Origin of the sequence: Coprococcus sp. AF16-22 (assembly GCF_003461545.1) — a bacterium.
Taxonomy (GTDB): Bacteria; Bacillota; Clostridia; order Lachnospirales; family Lachnospiraceae; genus Coprococcus; species Coprococcus aceti.
Genome location: NZ_QTXH01000001.1, coordinates 130047 through 154141, shown reverse-complemented (window position 1 = coordinate 154141; position 24095 = coordinate 130047). Strand labels below are relative to the sequence as shown.

Genomic DNA, 24095 nt, shown 5'->3' with positions numbered 1-24095 from the left:
GTATTCATTTCTATGCCACGCAGAGAAGATGCCTTGTGACATCCCACATGCTAACAAGCATAAATTGAATGAGGCAAAATGACAACCCCTTTTAACGTTGTTTATCATTTTGCCCCATTTTTTATCTGTTTAATCAGAACTTATATCTCGCTTATATCCACGAGTGAAAGCTTTGTGGTATCAGCGGTCTCAAGGCTTGTGAGCAGCGCATCGGCTGTATCAAGGCTTGTAAGACATGTAACACCTGTCTCAACTGCGTGACGTCTGATAATAAATCCATCCTTGCTTCTATCAACACCCTGTGATGGAGTGTCGATTATCAGATCGATCTCATGGCTCAGTATCAGGTCAAGCAGATTTGGTGATGGCTCCTCAACCTTGTTGATGAGCTTTGCAGGAACACCATTCTCATTGAGAACTCTGCATGTGCTTCTTGTTGAATATATCTCATATCCAAGAGCAGCAAATCTCTTACCGATATTTATAGCATCCATCTTATCTGAGTCCTTGACTGTGAGGATCATCTTCTTGGTTTTTGGAAGATTGATTCCGGCTCCAAGGAATGCCTTGTACAGAGCCTCATTGTAGTTCTTGGATATACCAAGGCACTCTCCTGTTGACTTCATCTCAGGTCCAAGGCTTATCTCAGCGCCTCTGATCTTCTCAAATGAGAATACAGGCTTCTTGATTGCGAAATACTCTGACTCCGGCTGAAGACCAGGTGTGTAACCCATATCCTTGATCTTCTCACCTGTGATAACACGTGTTGCAAGATCTACGATAGGTATTCCTGTTACCTTGCTTATATATGGAACTGTACGGCTTGAACGAGGATTTACCTCTATTACATATACCTCATCATTGTATGCAATAAACTGTATATTTATAAGTCCGATTACGTGCAGGCTGTTTGCAAGCTTCTTGGTGTAATCAGCGATGACTCTCTTTGTCTTTGGTGAGAGTGTCTGTGCAGGATATACCGAGATACTGTCTCCTGAATGTATTCCGGCTCTCTCAACATGCTCCATGATACCAGGGATAAGTATGTCATCTCCATCACATACAGCATCGACTTCGACCTCTTTACCCATGATGTACTTATCTACAAGTATTGGGTGCTCCTGGGTATGTCTGTTGATGATATCCATGAACTCTATGATATCCTTATCAGAGATCGCGATCTGCATTCCCTGTCCACCGAGAACGTATGAAGGTCTTACAAGTACCGGATAACCCAGCTCATTTGCAGCCTCAAGCGCCTGCTCTCTTGTAAATACCGTCTTACCAGCAGGTCTTGGTATACAACACTTCTCAAGGATCTCATCGAAGAGCTCTCTGTCCTCTGCTGCATCTACATTCTCTGCACTTGTTCCAAGGATTGGTACCCCCATCTCCATGAGTGCCTCTGTGAGCTTGATAGCGGTCTGTCCACCGAACTGTACAACAGCTCCATCCGGATGCTCCAGATTTACTATAGCCTCAACATCCTCCGCTGTAAGAGGTTCAAAGTAAAGCTTGTTTGCTATATCAAAGTCTGTACTGACTGTCTCAGGGTTGTTGTTGACGATGATTGTCTCGTAACCCTTTCTCTCAAATGCCCATGTGCTGTGAACTGAACAGTAATCGAACTCTATACCCTGTCCGATTCTGATCGGGCCTGAACCAAGTACCATTACTTTCTTCTTTGAATTGTCCTCAGCGACCTCGTTCTCCAGAGAATCAAAGCATGAATAGTAATATGGAGTCATGGCATCAAACTCTGCTGCACATGTATCAACCATCTTGAAGTGTGCTGTTACACCGTAGTCGTAACGCATCTGTCTGATCTCTTTCTCTGTCTTGCCTGTGAGTCTCGCGATAACCTTGTCAGGGAACTCAACTCTCTTGATCTCCTTCATTAGCTCCTTGGAGATATCTCCCTTGGACTCGATTATCTTTCTCTCAGCCTTAACAAGGTTGTGGATCTTGTCTATGAACCATCTGTCGATCTTGGTAATGTCATAGATCTGATCGTATGATATTCCACGTCTGATAGCCTCAGCTATGACATAGATACGTCTGTCATCAACATGTCCGAGAAGCTTTATAACCTCTTCGTCTGTCATATCCTTGTATCTGCTTGACCAGAGACTGTCTACATGCTGCTCCAGTGAACGGAGAGCCTTCATAAGTGCACCCTCAAAGTTTGTACAGATACTCATAACCTCACCGGTTGCCTTCATCTGTGTTGTCAGATCATGGTCAGCGGCGATGAATTTATCAAATGGAAGTCTAGGAATCTTGACAACCACGTAATCAAGTGCCGGCTCAAAGCTGGCATATGTCTTCTTTGTAATAGCGTTCTTGATCTCATCCAGGTTGTATCCAAGGGCTATCTTGGCAGATACCTTTGCAATAGGATATCCGGTTGCCTTTGATGCAAGTGCTGATGATCTTGAAACTCTTGGGTTTACCTCGATAACACAATACTCAAATGAATTAGGATTCAGAGCAAACTGAACGTTACATCCACCCTTGATGTTGAGCTCTGAGATAATGTTCAGTGCTGAGCTTCTGAGCATCTGGTACTCCTTGTCACCAAGTGTCTGTGATGGAGCCACGACTATAGAGTCTCCAGTGTGTACTCCGACAGGATCAAGGTTCTCCATGTTACATACGGTTATACATGTACCATTTGCATCACGCATAACCTCGTACTCGATCTCCTTCCATCCTGCGATACATCTCTCGACAAGAACCTGTCCTACACGTGAAAGTCTCAGACCGTTCATGAGGATCTCCTTGAACTCTTCCTCATTCTCAGCGATACCACCACCTGAACCTCCAAGTGTATATGCAGGACGGAGAACTACAGGGTATCCAATCTTCTTGACAAAATTAAGACCGCCCTGAACTGTTGTAACGACCTCTGAAGGTGCTACAGGCTCATGGATCTTCTCCATAGTCTTCTTGAACTCAAGTCTGTCCTCGGCCTTCTTGATGGTCGTTGATGATGTTCCTATGAGAAGCACGTCATGCTCTCTGAGGAAACCTGACTCATCAAGCTCCATGGCGATGTTGAGGGCTGCCTGACCGCCGAGTGTCGGCAGAAGGCTGTCCGGCTTCTCCTTCTCAATGATAGCCTTTACAACATCAACCGTAAGAGGCTCAATATATACCTTATCTGCTATATCCTTGTCCGTCATGATGGTTGCAGGGTTTGAGTTGATGAGGACAACGCACAGTCCCTCTTCCTTAAGAGAACGGCACGCCTGTGTTCCGGCGTAATCAAACTCAGCAGCCTGACCGATGACTATAGGACCTGATCCGATAACTACAACCTTTTTTATATTAGGATTCTTTGGCATTACTTTGACACCTCCATCATATTCATAAATGTATCAAACAGCGAATCTGTATCCAGCGGACCTGCACATGCCTCCGGATGGAACTGAACTGTCTGTGCATTCTTTCCAAGATAGTGAACTCCCTCTACTGTTCCGTCATTTACATTGACGAAGCTGACCTCTGCGATCTTTCTGTCAAGGCTGTCTTCCTTGACCATATATCCGTGATTCTGTGTTGAAATATATACCTTGCCGGTCTTCATATCTCTTACAGGATGGTTTGCACCTCTGTGTCCGTACTTCATCTTCTCTGTATCACCGCCGTTGGCAAGCGCCATGAGCTGATGTCCAAGACATATAGCAAAAATTGGAATATCTGTATCGAAAAGCTTCTTTACCTGAGCTATTGTGACCTTACACTCCTTTGGATCTCCAGGACCATTTGTAAGCATGATTCCGTCCGGAGCGTCTGCGATGATCTCCTCAGCAGGTGTCTCTGCAGGATATACAGTAACCTGACAACCTCTTGCAAGGAGGGACTTGACGATGTTCTTTTTAACACCGAGATCGATGACTGCAACCTTGAATCCGTCACCAGGATAGAATATTTTCTCCTTACATGTAACATCGAGAACAACATGTCCCATCTTCCATGCCTTAATACGCTTCATGCACTCATCAAAATCATAATTCTCATCAGTTGTGATCATACCTCTCATGGTACCATCTTTCCTGAGGATCTTGGTAAGTGTTCTGGTATCTATTCCTTCTATACCAGTTATATTATTCTCAACAAGAAATTCGTTTATGGTCATCTCGCTTCTGAAATTACTAGGAGTCTTGCAGAGCTCTCTAACAATGAATCCTGACTGCCAAGGTCTGCCAGCCTCCATATCCTCTCTGCATACACCGTAGTTGCCTATAAGCGGATATGTCATACATACTGACTGCCCTGCATATGATGGATCTGTAAGAATTTCCAGATAGCCGGTCATCGAAGTATTGAATACTATCTCACTGATTATCTCGTCAGTAGAGCCAATACTTTTACCTTCAAACACGTGTCCGTCTTCAAGTATCAAAAAAGCTTTCATAATCGTATTCCTTTCGTTTTTTCTATTTTTGCTCAAAAAAAAAGAGTGAAAACGGGGAAACGCTTGAGATAACCCACATTTATTGGCCTCTTTTTTTCTTAATTTAATAAATACTACCACATTTGACAAGGCGGTACAATATTTTTTTCGATATATTTTTTATTTTTGTGTTCACGACAAAAATCTTGTTTTTTATTCAATATTTTTATTAATTTTTTCATCTCTGAGCTCAGCAGCCCGTCTGCTGAATTCACATCCACAGAAATTCTGTCTGTATAATCCATATTCCTTTGACAGCTCTATCGAGTGCTTATATCCATTTTTCTTCTTGAAATCACTGAACAGATAATCTATGTCGTATTTCCTGCTCATCTCTGCACCTATCTCGTTCAGCCAGTCCGCATTCTTGTGGGGGCTTATCGACAATGTGGTCGTAAATACGTCATATTCATTTTTCTTCGCATGGATCGCGCTCTTCTCAAGTCTCAGCTTATAGCAGTCATAGCACCTGAGTCCTCTCTCAGGAAGATCCTCCCTGCCCTTAGCCATATCCAGAAACACCTGCGGCTCATGCTCCGCCAGTTCGACATCCACTCCTTCCACATATACTTCATGTACAAATCTGTCAAGCTCACGGAATCTTTTTATGTACTCATCGTAATCCGTTATATTTGGATTGTAAAAATAAGCTGTTATGTCAAAATGCTCCGCAAGGACCGACAGACAATGGCTGGAACATGGCGCACAACAGCAGTGCAGCAACAGTTTTTTTCTGCCGCATTGTGTATTTTCACTATCAAATTCAGCTATCTGTCTCTCCATCATTTGATAATAATTTGCATTTTGCATCATTGTTTTCTCCTTTTTTGTTGATATTTCACACCACATTTTACAACATTCGATGATCTTTTGCACATTTGTGCATGTTTACTAGTTGACTTTGTTATATCTTTACAATATACTGTAGATAGTTACTAAAGCACGTTATGATCATTTATCAATGGAGGTGTAGATTATGACAGTTCAGCAGGCAATTAAAAAGTACAAGTTAGAGCCGCTCAGCGTCAGCGTTGCCAAGGTCAAAGCCAAGGAGCTCAACGTTGATGAAGTTCTTTACATGAATGTACAGAAGAACAAATATGCGTATATCGTACGCGATTCACGTGGTATAATGTTGTACTCTGATGAGCGCAATCTTTATACTAAGCTTTATAAGGGTTTAAAGATTACTCCCCTTGAATCATAATATTTTCACACGGAATTTATTAAATATGCACACACATGGAATATGGGAAAAAGCTGTTACTCCACTCCCCTATGGAATCAAGAGCTTTTTCCCATATTTTATATTAATCTGTACTCAGGCCTTTCTTCATTATACATATGACACCGTATCTCATCATCCACATATATTATGATCAGCGACAGGAACATCCATAGGATAGAATAAGGCACACATATCTGCCCCGCAAAATTTAACGGCATATCAGAGTAATCCCACACGTTAAGTCCTAGTCTTATATTCACAACATACCCGGTCAGGAACTCCAGCTCAGATATTATCACAGAGGAAACCAACATCTGCGCAAGTATCCCCATCTTCGGAAACATCTGGTTCAGTCCGCCGCACAAAAGCGTAGCAAGGCCTCCACAAATTATCATGGAATAATGGGAATAATGCCTGGCCGATATCTCCAGGAAATAATATATCATCCCACCCGTCATAAATATAGTAAAGCACTTACACACAAAGACCCTCACAGCGACACCTCCTGTATATATACAGTTTAGTATCAACCGTGAGGGTCAATATTATTTATTCTTTATACTTTCCTCTGAAAAAGTTATTTACATGATCAATAGTTCTGTCTGAGAGCTCAAGCTTCACGAATTCAGCCTTGCCGTTCTTATTGAGGACGAACACATACACACCATCCTGATTCTGCTTATTGCCGGATGTGAAATCCCTGGTCTTTATTGAGCTGTCCTGCTGAAGTTCATTGTCGAGGTAAATGCATCCCTCTTTCGCAATGAACTTTACATCGGCGTTGCTGAAGCTCATGATCTTTTTTCTGCTCTTCTTTGCAATGATCCTTGCGATGTCTATATCCTCATTCACCATTATATATTCATACTCCGTCTCTCTTCTGGAAACAAAAATACCAAATACAACAGCACCTGCAATCGCAACTAAGAATCCAATACTGCCAAAGCCCTGAACGAACATCGCTGCGCCAAGTCCGGCGATCATCAGCACGATTCCGGCAGCCATACCGCAAGTAACACCCGCAGGTGTCTTCGCCTTAACTATATGTTCTGCATAACCATCATTTAACATACCTGTTTTCTCCTTAAGTTCTTTAAAATTCTAAGCCCTTATATTCTAGCATACATGGGCTGTTTTGTCATCATATTCCCGCTGGACATCCACCGCATCCGCCACAGCCTGCCGTTCTGACAGCTCCGGCATCATCTCCGGCATAATTAAATGCCGACTCTATGAGGCACACCGCCTGGGAGCTTATTCCAAGTCCCCCTCCGGTAAACCCAAGCTTCTCCTCCGTTGTCGCCTTGATATTGACCTGATCCTTGTCTATACACAGGCAATTACAGATATTCTCCCTCATCTGATCAATGTACGGCGCCATCTTAGGGCTCTGGGCAATTACGGTCGCATCTATGTTCTCGATGATGTAGAGCTTCTCCTCGAGAAGTCTCTTCACTTCTGACAGGAGCTTCATGCTGTCCGCTCCCTTATACCTCTCATCAGTATCAGGGAAATGCTTTCCAATATCCCCCAACGCCGCAGCACCGAGAAGCGCATCCATTATCGCATGAAGAAGTACATCCGCATCGCTGTGTCCAAGGAGTCCTTTCTCATATGGAATCTCAACTCCTCCGATTATAAGTTTTCGTCCCTCAACTAGCCTGTGGACATCGTATCCCATTCCAACTCTCATGTGATATCCTCCTTATATGAATAAAAAAAAGACGGAATGTCTTCCGTCTCATCAAATAGTAGCGAGAGGGGGATTCGAACCCTCGACACTGCGGGTATGAACCGCATGCTCTAGCCAACTGAGCTATCTCGCCATGTCTTGTAAATGGGACCTATAGGGCTCGAACCTATGACCCTCTGCTTGTAAGGCAGATGCTCTCCCAGCTGAGCTAAGATCCCATATTACTTCGTGTCATCGCTGACACCTTTGTTAGTATACTCAAGTGACCATGTTTTGTCAACAACTTTTTTCACTTTTTTTATTTTATTTTTTATCGGCCTCCACCAAACAAGTAAATAATGAGATTCACTATGAACAGAATGATGACAACAGGTATCACGATATACCACACTATCTTAAATCCCAGCCAGATAACTCCAAGCACTATACCTATAACAAGTGCAGCCACAAGAATGAGTATTATCGCTGTCAGCACCTTGCCTATCGGTGAACTGAAATCAAGCTTGCCATAAGCAAAGCTTGTATTGCCCTCGTCGTCCACATTTACATGCCAGCCCTTCTGACTGCTTCCGCTGGCTTTGCGGGTGTTGTAGCTGTCATCATACGAAGAGGATTCTGTATCATAATATCTTCCGCTTGCGCCCTGTCCCTCTGTGTCAATGATCGTCTTGGCGATCAGTCTTGCAGATCCCAGAGATGAACATATCTCCTCCTCTGACTTGCCTGCTTCTTTCTGCTTCTTAAAATAATCCTCATAATAATTCATCGTGTCATAATATGTCTGCGTTGAGACATTTCCATCAAGAGCTTTCTTCAACTCATCCATAAACTCTCTTTTTCGCATATCGCACCTCCGCGCCATTATGTCAATTCTATTTTTATCACTTCATATTAAGATATACGACGACAACTTTGTAGCCGCCCATATCTTCCACCACATAATTTATAGACCTTATATTGCCATAATTGTACAGAAATGACAAGTCAAATGTTTCGTCATCTGTATATATAGCAGCTTCCAGCACATTACTGCCGCCCATCTGTATCCTTATGCCTTTTTTATACTCATCGAACGAGTCATAGGTATAAAACCTCTTTTTATAGAAATTATACGCTGTGTCGGCACACTCTCTGTAGAATTGCTTTTCCCATGAGTGAGTCAGTTCCAGTGTGCTGTCATCGACATTCACATAGGTGTGCTTCAGATAGCTGCCCATATCCGGCAGCGAGTCATCCCATGTCAGATCCACATTATACCATTCTCCGCCGAGCTCTATCTGATTCCATGCATGAAGTCCTTCCTCCGTGCTTCCGACTACTATGTCACATTTGACGCCCAGACAGGACATGATTATGAAGAACGCCTCAGCGTAGCCGTCGCACACGCTCTGGTGAAGCACCAGCGCTCCATATGCCGTATATGCATCATCATTATTGTCGGGATATCCATAGACACAGTTTTCCACTATATAATCGTGCACGGCGATCTCCTTGTCAAGGTCGCTCATGCCATCTGAAATGTTGTCATTTATAAAACTGTCGATCACCTCATATATCTGCTTCGCCCTTATGTTGTCCTCCGGGATATCCGTTCCTTCTATATATTTTCTGACAGCATAATAATTATCCGACAGTTCATAGTTGAGCTGTATTGCCAGATATCTTCCCGTCTCAATTATTATCCTGTACGTATCCACTGAGCCGTATGCCGAATCTATATATTTGTTGATGTTGTGCACATCACTTTTCGCCACATTACTTACATAATACATGCCCGACTCGTTTCCGTCCTCCATATCCTGGACAACGGCCGCCCGGAACTCCACCAGGCCATCAAGCATCTGGCTGCTCTTGATCACATTGAAGAACAACCACCGCACTCCCACCATCATCAGCGAGAGAACAACTACAATACTTATAACTCCAAGAATCTTCTTTTTTGTACCCAAACTTCCTGTCAATCCTCCATCCCTGCTTTGCTGCGGTGATCCGCCTGTATATTTTATCATCTGTACTTTTGCGCCGCAAGCACCAACCACGCATTTCCTGTGGTTATAAATAAACCTTATTTGTGTTGATATGCGAACTTTTATGTTGTAAAATGTACGTTGTTTGAAAACTACCTTATAATTTACTCAGTTTTCAACCTAAAACAAAAAAATAACAGAAAAGAGGATTTAATATGGCTCAGCTCTGGGGCGGACGCTTCACAAAAGAAACAGACAAATTAGTATATAACTTTAACGCATCTATTTCATTTGATCAGAAATTCTACAGACAGGATATCCGCGGAAGTATCGCGCATGTAACCATGCTCGCTTCATCCGGTATTCTCACTGACGAGGAAAGAGATCAGATCATAGCGGGACTTAAGGGCATACTGAACGATGTGGAGAACGGTTCTCTGCAGATCACTTCAGAATACGAAGATATACACAGCTTTGTCGAGGCAAATCTCATAGACAGGATCGGCGATGTGGGCAAAAAGCTTCACACCGGACGAAGCAGGAACGACCAGGTTGCATTGGACATGAAGCTCTATGTAAGAGACGAGATCATCGAGCTCAAGGAGCTTATTTACAAGCTTCTGACTACTCTTCACAGACTTATGAATGAGCACATCGACACATACATGCCTGGATTTACTCACCTCCAGAAGGCACAGCCAATAACTCTGGCACATCACTTTGGAGCATACATGGAGATGTTCAAGCGTGACTACGACAGAATGAACGATATATATGACAGAATGAACTACTGTCCTCTCGGATCAGGTGCCCTCGCAGGAACCACATATCCGCTCGACAGAGAGCTCACCGCTTCTCTGCTGGACTTCTACGGTCCGACTCTCAACAGCATGGATTCAGTTGCCGACAGGGATTACTGCATAGAGCTTTTATCCGCCATGTCTACCATCATGATGCATCTCTCACGTTTCTCCGAGGAGATCATCATCTGGAACTCAAATGAATATCAGTTTGTTGAGCTCGATGATTCATACAGCACAGGAAGCTCTATCATGCCACAGAAGAAGAACCCGGATATAGCCGAGCTCGTAAGAGGTAAGACAGGCAGGGTTTACGGTGCTCTCACCTCCCTTCTCACAACCATGAAGGGAATCCCTCTCGCATACAACAAGGACATGCAGGAGGATAAGGAGCTCACATTTGACGCGATAGACACTGTAAAGGGATGTCTCACACTGTTCACAGGCATGATAGCCACCATGACAGTCAACAAGCCTAGAATGGAAGCATCAGCCAAGAACGGATTCACCAACGCAACAGATGCCGCAGATTACCTTGTAAATCACGGTGTACCTTTCCGTGATGCACACGGCATCGTCGGCCAGCTCGTTCTGAAGTGCATAGAGGAGAACATCTCCCTCGACCAGCTTAGTCTCGACGAGTACAAGGCCATCTGTCCTGTATTTGAAGATGACATATATACAGCCATCAGCATGGAAGAATGTGTTCAGAAGCGTAACACAATCGGTGCTCCGGGACACGCTGCAATGCAGAAGGTGATCGATGCAAACGACAAGTTCTTAGCATGGGCTGAGCAGGATTTAACCAAGCACACCAAGGAGTGATTTTTATGAACAATACAACAAAAGCCAAATACGATATGGCAGAAAAGATGCTCAAGGTCGATATCTCTCTTGAGGAGGTTGCTCTCATGACTGAGCTTCCAATGGAAACCCTGAAAAAAATACAGCATGACATCCAGAAAGACGGACTCGTCACAAGACACGACGTGAAGGATGTCGATCTCGATTCAGGCTACCTTATCTAAGCTTAATCCACATACCGTATAATAAATATCCCCGCTGTTCTCACTATGGCCCAGCGGGGATATTTATATGTGTACAACATTCCGGTTTATTTGTCCTCAAGATACCTTCTAAGACTTTTTATCGCATTCTTCTCGAGGCGGCTGACCTGCGCCTGGGATATGCATATCTCCTCTGCCACCTCCGTCTGGGTCTTTCCCTCAAAAAATCTCAGCCTCACTATATTCTTCTCCCTGTCGCACAGCCTGTCCATAGCCTCTCTGAGATCAAGGTTTTCAACCCACATCTCCTCCTTATTCTTTCTGTCTCTTATCTGATCCATGATGTACAAGGTGTCTCCACCCTCCTGATACACCGGCTCATACAGGGACAGCGGTGCCGATATGGCATCAAGCGACATGACTATATCTTCCTTCGGTATACTTATCTCCTCCGCTATCTCCTCTATCGTCGGCTCCTTATCCTTTGTCTTCTGGAGATTTTCCTTGGCATATATCGCCTTGTAGGCTATATCACGCAATGACCTTGATACTCTTATAGCATTGTTATCTCTGAGATACCTTCTGCACTCACCTATGATCATAGGCACAGCGTACGTACTGAATTTGACATTGAGACTTCTGTCAAAATTATCCAACGCCTTGATAAGCCCTATACAGCCAACCTGGAACAGATCATCCGGATTCTCATTTGAACTGCCAAATCTCTGGATCACGCTGAGCACAAGGCGGAGATTCCCCTCTATAAACTCCTCCCGGGCAGAGCTGTCTCCCTGCTCCATCCTGTCAAACAGCATGTTCTTCTCATCCTCTGTAAGATATGGTAATTTCGATGTATTTACACCACATATAACCACTCTGTTCAGCGCCATATCATGTCCCTCCACGTGTTATCTGTCTAACACTAGGATTGTCAGATACATGCTAATTTATTCATATTTGCACCACTTTTACTGATATATATGCACGCAAAAAGACCATGAAAACCAATTTGTGTCCTAAGTCACTCATCATCTTCATGGTCTCTTATCTTCGTATATCTAGTTCTTTCTGAACTCCTCAAGTTCAAGTCCCTCATTGTGCTGGAGAACCTGATCGATGACCCACTCATTTGCAAACAGGAGAAGCGGATTACCCTTCATGTCCTTAACCTTCTTGACATCGCTCACACGCTTGAGCTTTGTCACGTCTATGGTAGGATCCTTCACCCATCTGATATAGTTATATGGTATCGGCTCAAGTCTTATCTCACAGCCGTACTCGTTCTCAAGTCTGTACTTAAGTACATCAAACTGAAGCACACCTACAACTCCGACTATGATCTCCGAAAGTCCCGCAGTGTACTCCTGAAATATCTGTATAGCACCCTCCTGGGCAATCTGGGTAACACCCTTGACAAACTGCTTACGCTTCATGCTGTTGAGCTGAACAACCCTGCAGAAGTGCTCCGGTGCAAATGTAGGGATACCCTCATACTCAAACTTCTTTCCGCCTGTTGTGAGCGTATCTCCGATGGAGAACAGATCAGGATCAAATACTCCTATAACGTCACCGGCATAAGCCTCATCGACGATCTTTCTGTCCTGAGCCATAAGCTGCTGAGGCTGGGAAAGCTTGATCTTTCTCTTGCTGGCAGCATGATATACCTCCATGCCTGCCTCAAACTTACCAGAGCAGATTCTCATAAATGCGATTCTGTCTCTGTGAGCCTTGTTCATATTTGCCTGGATCTTGAACACAAAAGCTGAGAACGGCTCTGTTACAGGATCTATGATTCCCTCTGATGAATTACGTCCGAGAGGAGGTGTCGTCATCTTAAGGAAATAGTTCAGGAACTGCTCGATACCAAATGTATTCAGCGCAGAACCGAAAAATACAGGGGAGAGCTCTCCGGCTCTGACCTTCTCTATATCCATCTCCTCTGTGGCACCATCTATAAGCTCTATCTCCTCATTGAACTGGTCAAAGAGGTATGGGCCGACAAGCTCCTTGAGAGCCTCATCGTCTATATGATAATCTGTTTCCTCCGCCTTCTTGGCTCCACCTGTCGATATAGCCTGGAACGTGGACACTATCTTGGTCTTTCTGTCATATACACCCTTGAACTCTTTTCCTGAACCTATAGGCCAGTTGACAGGGCATGTCTTGATACCGAGAACAGTCTCTATATCATCGAGAAGCTCAAATGTATCCCTTGCATCTCTGTCCATCTTATTTATAAATGTGAATATAGGTATATGTCTCATGACACATACCTTGAAGAGCTTTATGGTCTGAGCCTCAACACCCTTGGATGCATCGATCACCATGACCGCAGAATCCGCAGCCATAAGTGTACGGTAGGTATCCTCCGAGAAATCCTGATGTCCAGGTGTGTCAAGTATGTTTATGCAATATCCGTCATAATTGAACTGCAGAACAGACGAGGTTACCGAGATACCTCTCTCCTTCTCTATATCCATCCAGTCCGACACTGCATATTTGGAATTTGCCTTTCCCTTTACAGATCCCGCTGTGTTTATTGCGCCGCCAAAGAGCAGAAACTTCTCTGTGAGTGTAGTCTTACCTGCATCAGGATGTGAAATTATGGCAAATGTCCTTCTTCTGTTGATCTCTTCTCTTAACTTGTCATCCATTATCTTTTCCTCATATACAATTTATTGATTCTTATTCTTCAAAATGTCCCTGTTCTTCTGAGCCCAGAGCATAAGCGACTGTATATTCACAGACATCTTCTCCAGCTCCTCAAGGACAGCATCAAAAGCTGCAACCTCGGTCTCATCGACTATTCCATCAGCGGTGATCTCTATAAGCTGCTCAGATATATCTTCCATCTTCTTGGAGGATCCGAGGAACTGAAGTATGAGCCTGTCAAGGCTGTCCGCATTTATCGGCTTCACCGTCTCTTTTCCTATAGGGCAGTCGCCTGAACAATAGCTGTTACAGAGCTCGGGTATGTCATACGCCTTTGACATGGAAAGTACCTCCTCAGGGTACGGAACTACTGTGCCAAGCTCTATTCTTGAAAGCCTTGTCCTGTCTATATTGAGCACCTCTGCACTCTTCTCCCTGCTTGTAAGGTTATCGTTCACCTTAGACGCATTATATCTTGCGACATAATATTTATTGTTAAGCGCCTTTGTAGCTTTTTTACTCATTTTTTTCTCCTTATGTAGTTCTTCCTAATACACCTAATTAAACATAATAACACACAATATCAGCCGAATCAATCATCTTAATATCCGGTGAAAAAGTTCCATCAGAAGCTGCGCAAAATGCAGCTATAAAGTCTATATTCATATCTCCCTCTGCATGCGCAGGATCCGCTATTTCATCCATATGCATACGGCCGTCACACTCAGCCCTGCATACTGCATAATTGCCCAGCCAGATATTCTTCTTCTCCATATGCGCATTGTCCATGACCATTTGCTGTTCCTCATCCTTCATAAGTATGCCTGTTCCGGTCATCTTGCTGTACGCCTCGCGCCTTGTCCACACACATGTGCTGTATATTTCCGGGTGTGCACACGACATCACACATTTTTTATCCTCATCCGAATACAGGCGGTTAACTATGCTGTCCGGTATCCTTCTGACTCTCTCAACGTCTATACCACAAGGCTCACTGCCTATCGCAGCCGCCACACAACCCTCGGTATGGCTTATCGAAAACTGAATGTCCTTTATAAACGGCTTTCCCGCCTTATTCTTCTCATACGTGACCAGCCGTTCATCAATTCCGGCACATTCCCTGAGAGCATGTGCAAGCAGGATTCCCGCTGCAAGACTGGCATTCCTGTCATCCCGCCTCCTGAGACGTTCCACCTTACACCTTCTGTATTCCGATACTGCATCCAGACATCTGCCATATATCCCATCGTCAGCAAATGCCCCCGTATCCATTATATATGCTCTGTATCCGTTAAAAGATTTATTCAAATCCAATTCCATCTCTTTCTACCAAATACGCCATGGTCATAACAACAATACAGCCCCTTAATACTCGCATATTAAAGGGCTGTATAAACTAACCTATATTGTGACAAAATCAGGGAAGCTCTTCATATCCTTGTTCACCTCATCAATATGAAGTCCCTTGTAATCATATACTGCATTGTAAGCCATCTGCATCTCCATCGCACACTGCATCATGGATACCGGAACACCGACAAATATATCATCGATCGAGATCTCTATCTCACCCGGATTGAGCGTTATTGAATCCTCCTTCTCATTGTAAGGTGGAGCCATCAGTATCGCTTTGACTGCCTTGCTGAAATACGGCATCACATTTGGAACCGATATATATTTCTTTGCAAGAAGCTTCTCCTTATATCCGTCAGCAAGAACACACAGAGGCTGTTCCTCTGATATATCATCCACAAACGCCCTGGCAGCCTCCTCCATGATGGATGTTCTCCTGTCGTTGATTGGAGATCCGTACATAACGTTGAGATCCTGCTCCGTGAGCTTCTTATCAGCAAATGCCACTGTGAACATCTTCTCAGGACCATATGCTCCGACACCGGAAAACAGCTCTCTGTATATCTTCTCCATCTCATCCTTGACAGGAACAACTCTTCCACCGTCTATATTGGACTCGTTGTCCAGCATGAGCTTGATGATCCCTGTCTCCATCTCTTTTATCCTTCTGGATGTGACATAATCAGTCGGAAGAAATTCATGTCTCTTGGCTTTCTTGAGTATATTGCCAACAGCCTTATCACCGTTATTCGCAAGATCCTCGATGGAATTCTTCAGATCCTCTCCAAACTGTGAATATATCTCGTCAAGTCTCTCTGCCCTCTGCTGAAGCCATCTAAGTGTATCTCCAAACAGATCCTGTGCATCGAGTTCATCTATAAGCTTTGTTCTCTCCGCAGCAAGTGCTTCCTTGATGCATGCATCGAAATAACCATTCTCAGTCTCCCTCTTCGCTGAAGGGAAAGTGAAGAATCTCTTCGCAACAATGGTCTTGATGGAATCAATGATTCTGGTATATTCACCCGACGGTGTATAATCCTTCATCATCTTCTCAAGCTTTCTGACTTCAGCCATCATACCCTTTGTAGAATCTGTTACACCGGCACTCGGTGCACCTATGACATCTATTGCGCCATATGGGCCAAACTCATTCATATATTTGGATATCACATCATCAAGTGAACTCCAAAGCTTGTTCTTCATCGACTTTATGATAACCGGAAGTTCCTTCTCAAAGTTCTCCATCTTCTTGGCAAAGCCCTCTCGAAGACCGTCCGTATTCTTCTTTATCATCTTATATGTAGGCTTGGTGATCTGACCATACTGTATGAGACCGTTCACGGCAAGTTTGATATCCTCACCCTGCTCCTCCTGCAAGAATACAGTGAGCTCTGTGAGTACATTCTTGATATCCTCCTCGGCATTGCCCTCCTTGAACGGAGATCTGAACAATCCCTTATATGCCTGGGAAAACAGATCATTCTCACACATATTCTCTATCTCTTTGATAGGAATATGGTAGTCAGCCTCGCTTACTACCTTGTAATAGCAGTTTGACTTCTTGATATTCTCGTCACTGTGCTCCATCTTCCAGTTCGTGATGGAATATCCCTCATTCTCAAAAAATACATCCCTGAGAAGCTTCCTGTCGTTCTCCACGTCATTGTTGCCAATGAACTTGTTGCTGGCTAGCCTGTAGAGGAAGCTTGCTGTATCCCTTGTGATGTATCCCTCAGGTATGTAGCCCTGTTCGTCCTTTCTACCTGATACAAGCATGCAGGCATCAAAGAGATTCTCCCTGATGACCATCTTGTTTGACTTACTGATAAATGTATAGTTGTCATCCTTCTCGGAGAGCTTCATATAATAATCAACTTCCTTGAGGGTCGCACATCCATTTGCATTGAGTCTCGCCACAAGCTCTGTATCTTCATATACAGCCTTATGACCGAACAGTACATCCGGTGTGAGCAGGCAACCGCCAATCCTCAGATTGTTCCACTTCTTCGCCTTACCATACGCACGTATGTTATATGCGACATCTGAGAGGATTCCACTTCCGGTTCCCCCGGCGATTCCGGATACGATCAGAACATCGACTGTTCCCTCCGTCGTCTTGTCGTATACATCCTGAAGCTTATCAAAAAGGAGCATTCTGACATCCGTATATGCATTCGAGAACATCAGACGTCCAATCTGTCTGTTCCCCTTTGCTCCGTCTCTTCCTATCGTGATAGCCGGGAATTCAGGATCCATCCAGTTTGCAAGATTCTCATGGATCGGATTCTTCTGGATTCCATTCTCCAGAACATTCTCAATGTCCGGTCTGTATATACTGATAACCTCAAGGGCATTGAAACCTACACCCTCCTTGCTATCATCTATGGTAGCCTCCATCTCTGCTATATCTGAATCTATCATGAGGAAATTAATGTTATCCTCGGGTGTGATGTTATCCATCAGCATACCCTTAAGCGCGCAAACGGTCCTGCCTCCAAGTCCCCCAAGACCTATTACGAGCAGATTCTTGTTGAATCTGTTCTCATGACTTATACGTCCAAAAACACGTATGTCTTTTAATTTGCTAAACTCCTCTTTTTGAGTATCAATAAGTATCATAGATTATGCCTCTCCTTAATATGCACGTACACTTCTTCCCCCATAGTGAATTTTCTGTACCTGAAAACCCACATTTTCAATTTATCACTATTCTTATTGATTTTCAACAAAAAGCGTTAATTTATTTGGCATTTTTTCTAAATTTTGACATATTTAAGCATTAAACACTTTCTACTTATCTGTCAATTTTACCCTGTCTCCCACGATCTCAAAACAACCGAAGCTTTTGAGAAAGCTTGAAAACTTACTGTATCCATATTTCTTTATGCTGAAGCCGGGTATAATATTCTTAAGTTCTGTATTCAGCAGTCCCATATTGTACATAGTGTCAGAATTCTCCGTGAGAAGTCTCACTATGCGCAGCTTGACAGCACTCTTAGGATCGATATGGTTCTTGATGGACACAAATTTCTGCCTGCCGCTGTCTATATCCAGATCGTCAAACTCCTCACTGAGGAATGTTGACAGCTTGGAATACCCATAATTTCTCACGTCAAAGTCAGGATATTTGTTCACAAGGCGGCTTCCGATCTCACCCATATGAGTCTTCTTATCCTTGTCATCGTTCTCATCTATTATATTGTAGACCGTCTTCTTTATGTCCCTTATGCTTGTGATATATGACTCGTCCACAGCCGCAGCCTCAAGCATGGCATTCTTCGATGCCGGCTTGTTGAGATCCTCTGTCACCAGTGAATCAAGGATCTTGAAGCTTGTACACGCACTCACGAACGCTTTCGGAGTCTTGCGTTCTCCCATTCCGATGACCTGCTTGCCAGCCTCCCTGAGTCTTGATGCAAGCCTAGTGAAATCGCTGTCGCTTGTCACCAGACAGAATCCATCTATATTGCTCGTATAGAGAAGATCCATCGCATCTATTATCATGGCCGAATCCGTTGAATTCTTTCCCGCCGTGTATGAAAACTGCTGTACAGGCTGTATAGAATATGACAGCAGACAATCCTTGTCCCAGCCATTGTTATTCTTTGACCAATCCCCATATATCTTCCGCACCGTTATTGAGCCGAGCCTTGACAGCTCATCAAATATACTCTCAATATATTTTGCCGATACATTCTCTGAATCGATAAGTATCGCATACTTGTTAGAAATCTCACTTGATATTTCTTCCATATAAAAGTCCCTTTCATTTATCAGTTCTCTTTGCCGGTCTCAACCCCAAACTTGCCCGGTCCATCCTGAAAATACTCACGGGTAAGCTTCACAACTGTACCTGACAGCATGAATACTGCGATCAGGTTAGGTATGATCATAAGTCCGTTGAAGGTGTCCGCTATATCCCAGAGAAGTCCGAGATCCATGGTCGCACCGATGATTGCTACAAATGCATACACAACCATGAACGGCTTGATAAGCTTACTTCCAAACAGGAATCCGACACATCTTGAACCGTAAAGTCCCCATCCGAGTATGGTTGAGAACGCGAAACAGCACAAAGCCACCGCTGTGAATATCGATATCCAATTGCCGTAGGTTGCAACAAAGCCGTTGATCGTGAGATCGGCTCCTGCAGCCTGTCCGTAGGCTACCTCAGTTCCACTGCACAGTATTACAAGTGCCGTAAGCGTACATATAACTATAGTATCGATAAATACCTCGAATATTCCCCAGAGTCCCTGCTGCACCGGATGCTTTACATCAGAACATGCATGGGCTATGGATCCTGTACCAAGACCTGCCTCATTGGAGAAAATACCTCTCGATACACCCTTTCTCATGCTGAGGAACAGACTTCCAACTATTCCACCGGTCACGGACTTCGGATTGAATGCACCTTCAAATATAGAAGCGAACACTCCCGGCACACTCTTGATATTGATTATTACAAGAATTATAGCCATGATGATATACATAGCAGCCATGAATGGCACCAGCTTCTCTGTCACGCTTCCTATTCTCTTGATTCCTCCTATAAGTATGAGACCAACAAGAATAGCTATCATGATTCCTATCACAAGATTGATTGTAAATGTATTGCTCTTGTCAGCCAGATTATAATTAAAAAGTGCTGAATCTATAGCTGTTGTGATGGTATTGACCTGTGTTGCATTTCCTGTTCCGAACACTGTGAGTATACCGAGGACTGAATATGCTATAGCCAGGATGTAAGCATTCTTGCCTAGGCCATTCTTGATGTAATACATTGGTCCGCCGACCCAGTCACCATTCACATCCTTCTCACGATAGAACACTGCAAGTACGACCTCTGCAAACTTTGTTCCCATTCCAAGAAGTGCTGAGATCCACATCCAGAATACCGCACCAGGACCGCCTATGGCGATGGCTCCAGCAACACCGGCTATATTTCCCGTTCCAACCGTTCCCGCCAACGCCGTACACATGGCCTGAAAAGGACTGATGGCACCATCTGAAGTCTCCTTCTTGTTGAATATCCTTCCAAACGTATGCTTGAACGCGTATCCAAACTTTGTAAACTGAACCCCCCTGTTTCTTATGAGGAGCCACAGTCCCACGCCCACGATACATATCATGGATGGCACTCCCCATATAAAATTGTTCACCGATGAATTCACATCGGCAATGATCTTAAGTAATTTCTCCATATCTGTACTTCTCTTTTCCTATTACTTTTTTGCATATCATATATGATTTTACAATATAAACTGCACATTGTGCAAGAAAAAACGCGTATATATCCCGTATAGTCCCACCAACAATCACAATACCTATCCGCTTTTCAGACAAATTTTGCACACAAAATAACGGAGACGATTATTTATACCGCCTCCGCAATCATATATTATTTTAAGGTACTTTTATATCATACTGCCACTATCTTTACTCTCTGTTCTTCAGCACCTCAGCCGGCACGATCTTGTTCAGCCTGCCAACAAGAACTCTGTTGATTATGAAATACAGGACAAGTATTCCGCCGTAAAGCACAGCCCAGAGCCATGGGGCAAATGTCAGCTTGACGCCGCAGTTTACATTTGACACCAGAGAAGGATACACTGCACTCATTATAAGCTTTGCAAGTGGCAGGCATATGGCTGCTCCGATTGCGATTATGAAAAAATTGCCATCCAGATATAGCTTTCTGATCTCCTTCGTCTTGAAACCAAACACCTTTATCAATGAAATCGAGAATGCTGATCTGTCAATCATAACCTTCATCATCAAATACATTACCACTACGAATATAAGTGTCGAGATAATAACTATCATAATAACCATACTTCTCATCTGATCTGCAAATATTCCAGCAGCCGACTCTATATCGGCCTTTGTTGTGGTTGCGTAAAGTCTTGCAGGATCAACCTCCAGATCCTTGTCTGAAAATACTACATTGTACTCATCACTTCCAGCTCCGAACAGCTCCCTTGCATCATCTATAGTCATGAAAACATAAAATGCCGGAGTATACTGTGTCACACTGTCCACTGTAAAACCATAATCTATATCATTCTCCTCGTCGTGGAGCACGATTTCGTCACCCACACCATAACCATATTTCTCAGCAAATGATGATGATATGGCAACTCTGTTCTTGCCATCCTTAAGGTCAACATCAAAATACTTAGTATTCTTTGAAAGTCCAAGAACTGTCACATCCCAGTTGTAACCATATACCTCTTTCTTCAAAGTCTTAGCATACGCTGCCTCACCGCCCTCAGGGGGATTCTCTGTAGGATACTTGTATGTATACATATATTCATAGTGGGTATCCTCCACATTCTGCTTCTTGACCTTTGAACAGAAAGTTGCAGTGTTAAGACTTAACATCAGGCATATGAGGGCTATAAACATTCCGATCACAATGGTCAACCCTGTTCTCATCTCTCTGAGCATCTGTCTGACTCTGAATCTTCCGACAAATCCCATGTCTCCGAGATCGACATTGCTGCCCTTTGGCTGCTTGACCTCATTCTTTATAAGTGAAAGAGCTGTCTGTGAGAGCTTCTTTCTGATAACGAAGTAGTTCACAACTATCGCTGCCAGTGGCGTCATCACAATACCGTACACTATAAGAATCGGCGGGATCTTCACATCCATAGCAGGGATGGAATAATACGCATATGCATCTGCCATCTGCACAGGAATTCCCACATTGCTTATTCCTATAAGAAAACCGATTATACCAGCAACTGTTGTGACTATGACCGGAAGTGTCAGATAGTGCATCATGAGATCTCTTCTCTTGACACCCAGGGCATAGAGCGCACCTATGACGCTGCTCTCCTTCTCTATTCCATGTACAACGAATACCGATATGACATATGTGAACAGAAGCATGAGCAGCACACCGAAGAAATATCCCGCCTGTACATTGATCTGCTGGTCATCAGCGGCTCCGCCTGTTCTCGGATTATCATCACTTGTCACAAATGATGTAATATTTGCAAGATCTGTGTCGTAATCCTTGAGGAATGAATCCGTCTCCTTCTTGAGTTCTGCCACTCCATCCGCAAGCTCATCCGAGCCATCCTTTGCCTCTGCAGCTCCGTCGGTATACTCCTTAATGCCGTCCTTGAATACCTTTATGCTGTCAATATCGCTCATGGCACTCTTGACACTCATAGCCACGATTCCACCCTGACTGTCGGCAATCTTAGTCATCTCGTCATTGTAATTATCCTCTGTGAGCTCTGTATCCAAACCATACGCTGAGAGAGATGATGACGCCTGTTCAAGGTATGCGTCAAACAGCTCCTGTGCCGCATTGTTGAGCTTCCTGTTGTTATCAGTGAGTTCTCCAAGTCCATCTGCAAGCTCATTTGCACCTGACTTAAGATCCTTTATGCCATCCTTGAAATCGTTTATGGCTGCGCCAGTTCTATCCCAATACTCCTGAAAATACTCATCATCTATGCTGTCTGTGTCGACCTTGATGTCTTCAAGTGCATCCTTCACGTCATCACAGGTGGTCTTGCCCTCGAGTCTGAACGCATACAGATATGTCTCAGTCTTGACACTCTCGCCTGTTGCATTGAGCTTATCATACGCCCCCTCTGTAACGAATACCGTTCCAAACACCTTACTGTCAACTACAGTATCTGACATCTCCTTGAAAAGAGCATTATAATCAGGTGATGTCCCTATTCCTGTCACCTTGAATTCATTTCCTGCTATCTGTATTATATCTCCGACAGAAATATCATTTACCTGACTGAATCTCTTCTCAACAACTATCTCATCATCAGCCTCCGCAAGATTTCCCTCATCACATTCCACAAGATCTATGTTCTCCCTGTTGGCAAATACCCTCAATGTCTTGCCATCCATGACCTCGTAGTCCTCGTAGAACATCCCCTCAACCTCTGCGCCAGCATCCTCAAGCTGGGAGATCTCATCATCGCTCAGTGGAACGAATACGGAAAACTGACCATCCTCTATCTTATTTGCCTCGTCATGTGTCTCGCCATTGTCAATGATCGTATATCCGGCTCCTATCAGCGAGACAATGACATACATACCCATGATGATAAGAAATGCAAGTGCTATGTATCTGAACAGATTATTCTTCAGATCCCTCAGAACCCTTTTTCTCAAAACCTTCTGCATATTACAAATCCTCCAATTCTGACGCTGGAACTCTCACTTCGTTCTCATACTCCTTGCTTATAAGGCCATCCTTTATGAAGATAACCTTGTGAACCATATTCTTGATGGAATTGTTATGTGTTACTATCAGCATGGTCGTTCCATACTTCGCATTTATCTCCTCGAGAAGAACAAGAATATCTCTGGATGTCTTGGAGTCAAGAGCTCCTGTCGGTTCATCACAGAGGAGGAGTTTTGGATTTTTAACCAGAGCTCTCGCTATAGCACATCTCTGCTGCTGTCCACCTGAGAGCTGTGAAGGAAACTTGTTCTGATGCTCCGTAAGTCCCAGTGTCTCGATCAGGTCATCCATAGGAAGCGGATCATCAGTCAGATACTCACATACCTGTATGTTCTCTCTCACTGTGAGGTTTGGAACCAGATTGTAGAACTGAAATATGAATCCCAGATTATCACGTCTGTAGTCCGAAAGCTGGTCGCTGGTCATGCCAAATATCTCTGTGCCGTCAACCTTTATTGAACCCGAATCCATATTGTCAAGACCACCTATACAGTTCAGAAGTGTTGACTTACCTGAACCTGATGTTCCCTGTATAACACACATCTGTCCTTTTTCAACACCTGTGTTTATACCTTTAAGCACCTGCACATAGCTTCCACCCTCTCCATAGCTCTTCTTTACTCCTGACACTTCCAAATACATAATTTTTCCTCCTTTATGATATCCTCGTTGTTCTAATTTTCATTTACTTTATTTTTTATAGCAATTCATT

At 43.7% G+C, this 24095-nt stretch carries 20 protein-coding genes and 2 tRNA genes; 3 read left to right on the top strand and 19 right to left on the bottom strand.

Annotation, left to right across the window (positions count from 1 at the left end; genetic code table 11):
• Positions 1-140 precede the first annotated feature (140 nt).
• From carB to DWW60_RS00675, 3 genes are all read right to left on the bottom strand, one after another.
• On the bottom strand, positions 141-3347 hold the full coding sequence (gene carB, locus DWW60_RS00685) for a carbamoyl-phosphate synthase large subunit (RefSeq protein ID WP_055144327.1): 3207 nt from the start codon (positions 3345-3347) through the stop codon (positions 141-143).
• Entirely contained in the window at positions 3347-4420 is a 1074-nt protein-coding gene (locus tag DWW60_RS00680; protein ID WP_022216387.1) for a carbamoyl phosphate synthase small subunit, read from the bottom strand. Before DWW60_RS00680 ends, carB begins: the two co-directional genes overlap by 1 nt.
• 192 nt (positions 4421-4612) lie before the next feature.
• A complete protein-coding gene (locus DWW60_RS00675) occupies positions 4613-5272 on the bottom strand; it encodes an epoxyqueuosine reductase QueH (protein WP_082418038.1) in 660 nt (219 codons plus the stop codon).
• A gap of 163 nt (positions 5273-5435) precedes the next feature.
• Here DWW60_RS00675 and DWW60_RS00670 point away from each other — a divergent pair, with 163 nt between their 5' ends.
• On the top strand, positions 5436-5666 hold the full coding sequence (locus DWW60_RS00670; RefSeq protein ID WP_022216385.1) for a hypothetical protein: 231 nt from the start codon (positions 5436-5438) through the stop codon (positions 5664-5666).
• Between the two features lie 98 nt (positions 5667-5764).
• Here DWW60_RS00670 and DWW60_RS00665 read toward each other — a convergent pair whose 3' ends face one another.
• The 7 genes from DWW60_RS00665 to DWW60_RS00635 all read right to left on the bottom strand — a co-directional run bounded on the left by DWW60_RS00665 (position 5765) and on the right by DWW60_RS00635 (position 9329).
• On the bottom strand, positions 5765-6181 hold the full coding sequence (locus tag DWW60_RS00665; RefSeq protein WP_243002885.1) for a putative ABC transporter permease: 417 nt from the start codon (positions 6179-6181) through the stop codon (positions 5765-5767).
• 55 nt (positions 6182-6236) lie between these two features.
• The gene (locus DWW60_RS00660) at positions 6237-6758 is read right to left on the bottom strand and encodes a DUF6106 family protein (protein WP_117874186.1); all 522 of its coding nucleotides are present in this window, start codon (positions 6756-6758) and stop codon (positions 6237-6239) included.
• A 70-nt stretch (positions 6759-6828) separates the two neighbouring features.
• Positions 6829-7380: a 2-C-methyl-D-erythritol 2,4-cyclodiphosphate synthase gene (ispF, locus tag DWW60_RS00655; RefSeq protein ID WP_117874185.1), complete on the bottom strand. Its 552-nt coding sequence runs from the start codon at positions 7378-7380 to the stop codon at positions 6829-6831.
• A 59-nt stretch (positions 7381-7439) separates the two neighbouring features.
• Positions 7440-7513: transfer RNA gene (locus DWW60_RS00650), tRNA-Met, on the bottom strand.
• A gap of 12 nt (positions 7514-7525) precedes the next feature.
• Positions 7526-7598: transfer RNA gene (locus DWW60_RS00645), tRNA-Val, on the bottom strand.
• Between the two features lie 92 nt (positions 7599-7690).
• Positions 7691-8224, bottom strand: a complete 534-nt coding sequence (locus DWW60_RS00640; RefSeq protein WP_117874184.1) for a DUF1700 domain-containing protein — start codon at positions 8222-8224, stop codon at positions 7691-7693.
• Positions 8225-8261: 37 nt separating this feature from the next.
• The gene (locus DWW60_RS00635) at positions 8262-9329 is read right to left on the bottom strand and encodes a transglutaminase domain-containing protein (RefSeq protein WP_238050299.1); all 1068 of its coding nucleotides are present in this window, start codon (positions 9327-9329) and stop codon (positions 8262-8264) included.
• Positions 9330-9562: 233 nt separating this feature from the next.
• Here DWW60_RS00635 and argH point away from each other — a divergent pair, with 233 nt between their 5' ends.
• Both argH and DWW60_RS00625 read left to right on the top strand, forming a co-directional pair.
• Positions 9563-10972, top strand: coding sequence for an argininosuccinate lyase (gene argH, locus DWW60_RS00630; protein WP_117874183.1), 1410 nt, complete (start codon positions 9563-9565; stop codon positions 10970-10972).
• Between the two features lie 5 nt (positions 10973-10977).
• Positions 10978-11175, top strand: a complete 198-nt coding sequence (locus DWW60_RS00625; RefSeq protein WP_015535016.1) for a hypothetical protein — start codon at positions 10978-10980, stop codon at positions 11173-11175.
• A gap of 86 nt (positions 11176-11261) precedes the next feature.
• On the opposite strand, the gene sigG is transcribed toward DWW60_RS00625, so the two are convergent.
• From sigG to DWW60_RS00580, 9 genes are all read right to left on the bottom strand, one after another.
• On the bottom strand, positions 11262-12044 hold the full coding sequence (sigG, locus tag DWW60_RS00620) for an RNA polymerase sporulation sigma factor SigG (protein WP_022216377.1): 783 nt from the start codon (positions 12042-12044) through the stop codon (positions 11262-11264).
• 168 nt (positions 12045-12212) lie between these two features.
• Positions 12213-13808, bottom strand: coding sequence for a peptide chain release factor 3 (locus tag DWW60_RS00615; protein WP_015535017.1), 1596 nt, complete (start codon positions 13806-13808; stop codon positions 12213-12215).
• A 21-nt stretch (positions 13809-13829) separates the two neighbouring features.
• Positions 13830-14330: a helix-turn-helix transcriptional regulator gene (locus tag DWW60_RS00610; protein WP_015535018.1), complete on the bottom strand. Its 501-nt coding sequence runs from the start codon at positions 14328-14330 to the stop codon at positions 13830-13832.
• Between the two features lie 37 nt (positions 14331-14367).
• Entirely contained in the window at positions 14368-15114 is a 747-nt protein-coding gene (locus tag DWW60_RS00605; RefSeq protein WP_158547572.1) for a 4'-phosphopantetheinyl transferase family protein, read from the bottom strand.
• Positions 15115-15207: 93 nt separating this feature from the next.
• Positions 15208-17778: a tubulin-like doman-containing protein gene (locus DWW60_RS00600; RefSeq protein ID WP_117874182.1), complete on the bottom strand. Its 2571-nt coding sequence runs from the start codon at positions 17776-17778 to the stop codon at positions 15208-15210.
• 171 nt (positions 17779-17949) lie between these two features.
• Entirely contained in the window at positions 17950-18912 is a 963-nt protein-coding gene (locus DWW60_RS00595) for an NYN domain-containing protein (protein WP_022216373.1), read from the bottom strand.
• A gap of 20 nt (positions 18913-18932) precedes the next feature.
• Positions 18933-20363: an alanine/glycine:cation symporter family protein gene (locus tag DWW60_RS00590; RefSeq protein ID WP_117874181.1), complete on the bottom strand. Its 1431-nt coding sequence runs from the start codon at positions 20361-20363 to the stop codon at positions 18933-18935.
• Between the two features lie 235 nt (positions 20364-20598).
• On the bottom strand, positions 20599-23322 hold the full coding sequence (locus DWW60_RS00585) for an FtsX-like permease family protein (protein ID WP_117874180.1): 2724 nt from the start codon (positions 23320-23322) through the stop codon (positions 20599-20601).
• A gap of 1 nt (position 23323) precedes the next feature.
• Positions 23324-24025 (bottom strand): ABC transporter ATP-binding protein, encoded by a 702-nt coding sequence (locus tag DWW60_RS00580; protein WP_117874179.1) that lies wholly within the window; start codon positions 24023-24025, stop codon positions 23324-23326.
• Between the last annotated feature and the right edge of the window lie 70 nt (positions 24026-24095).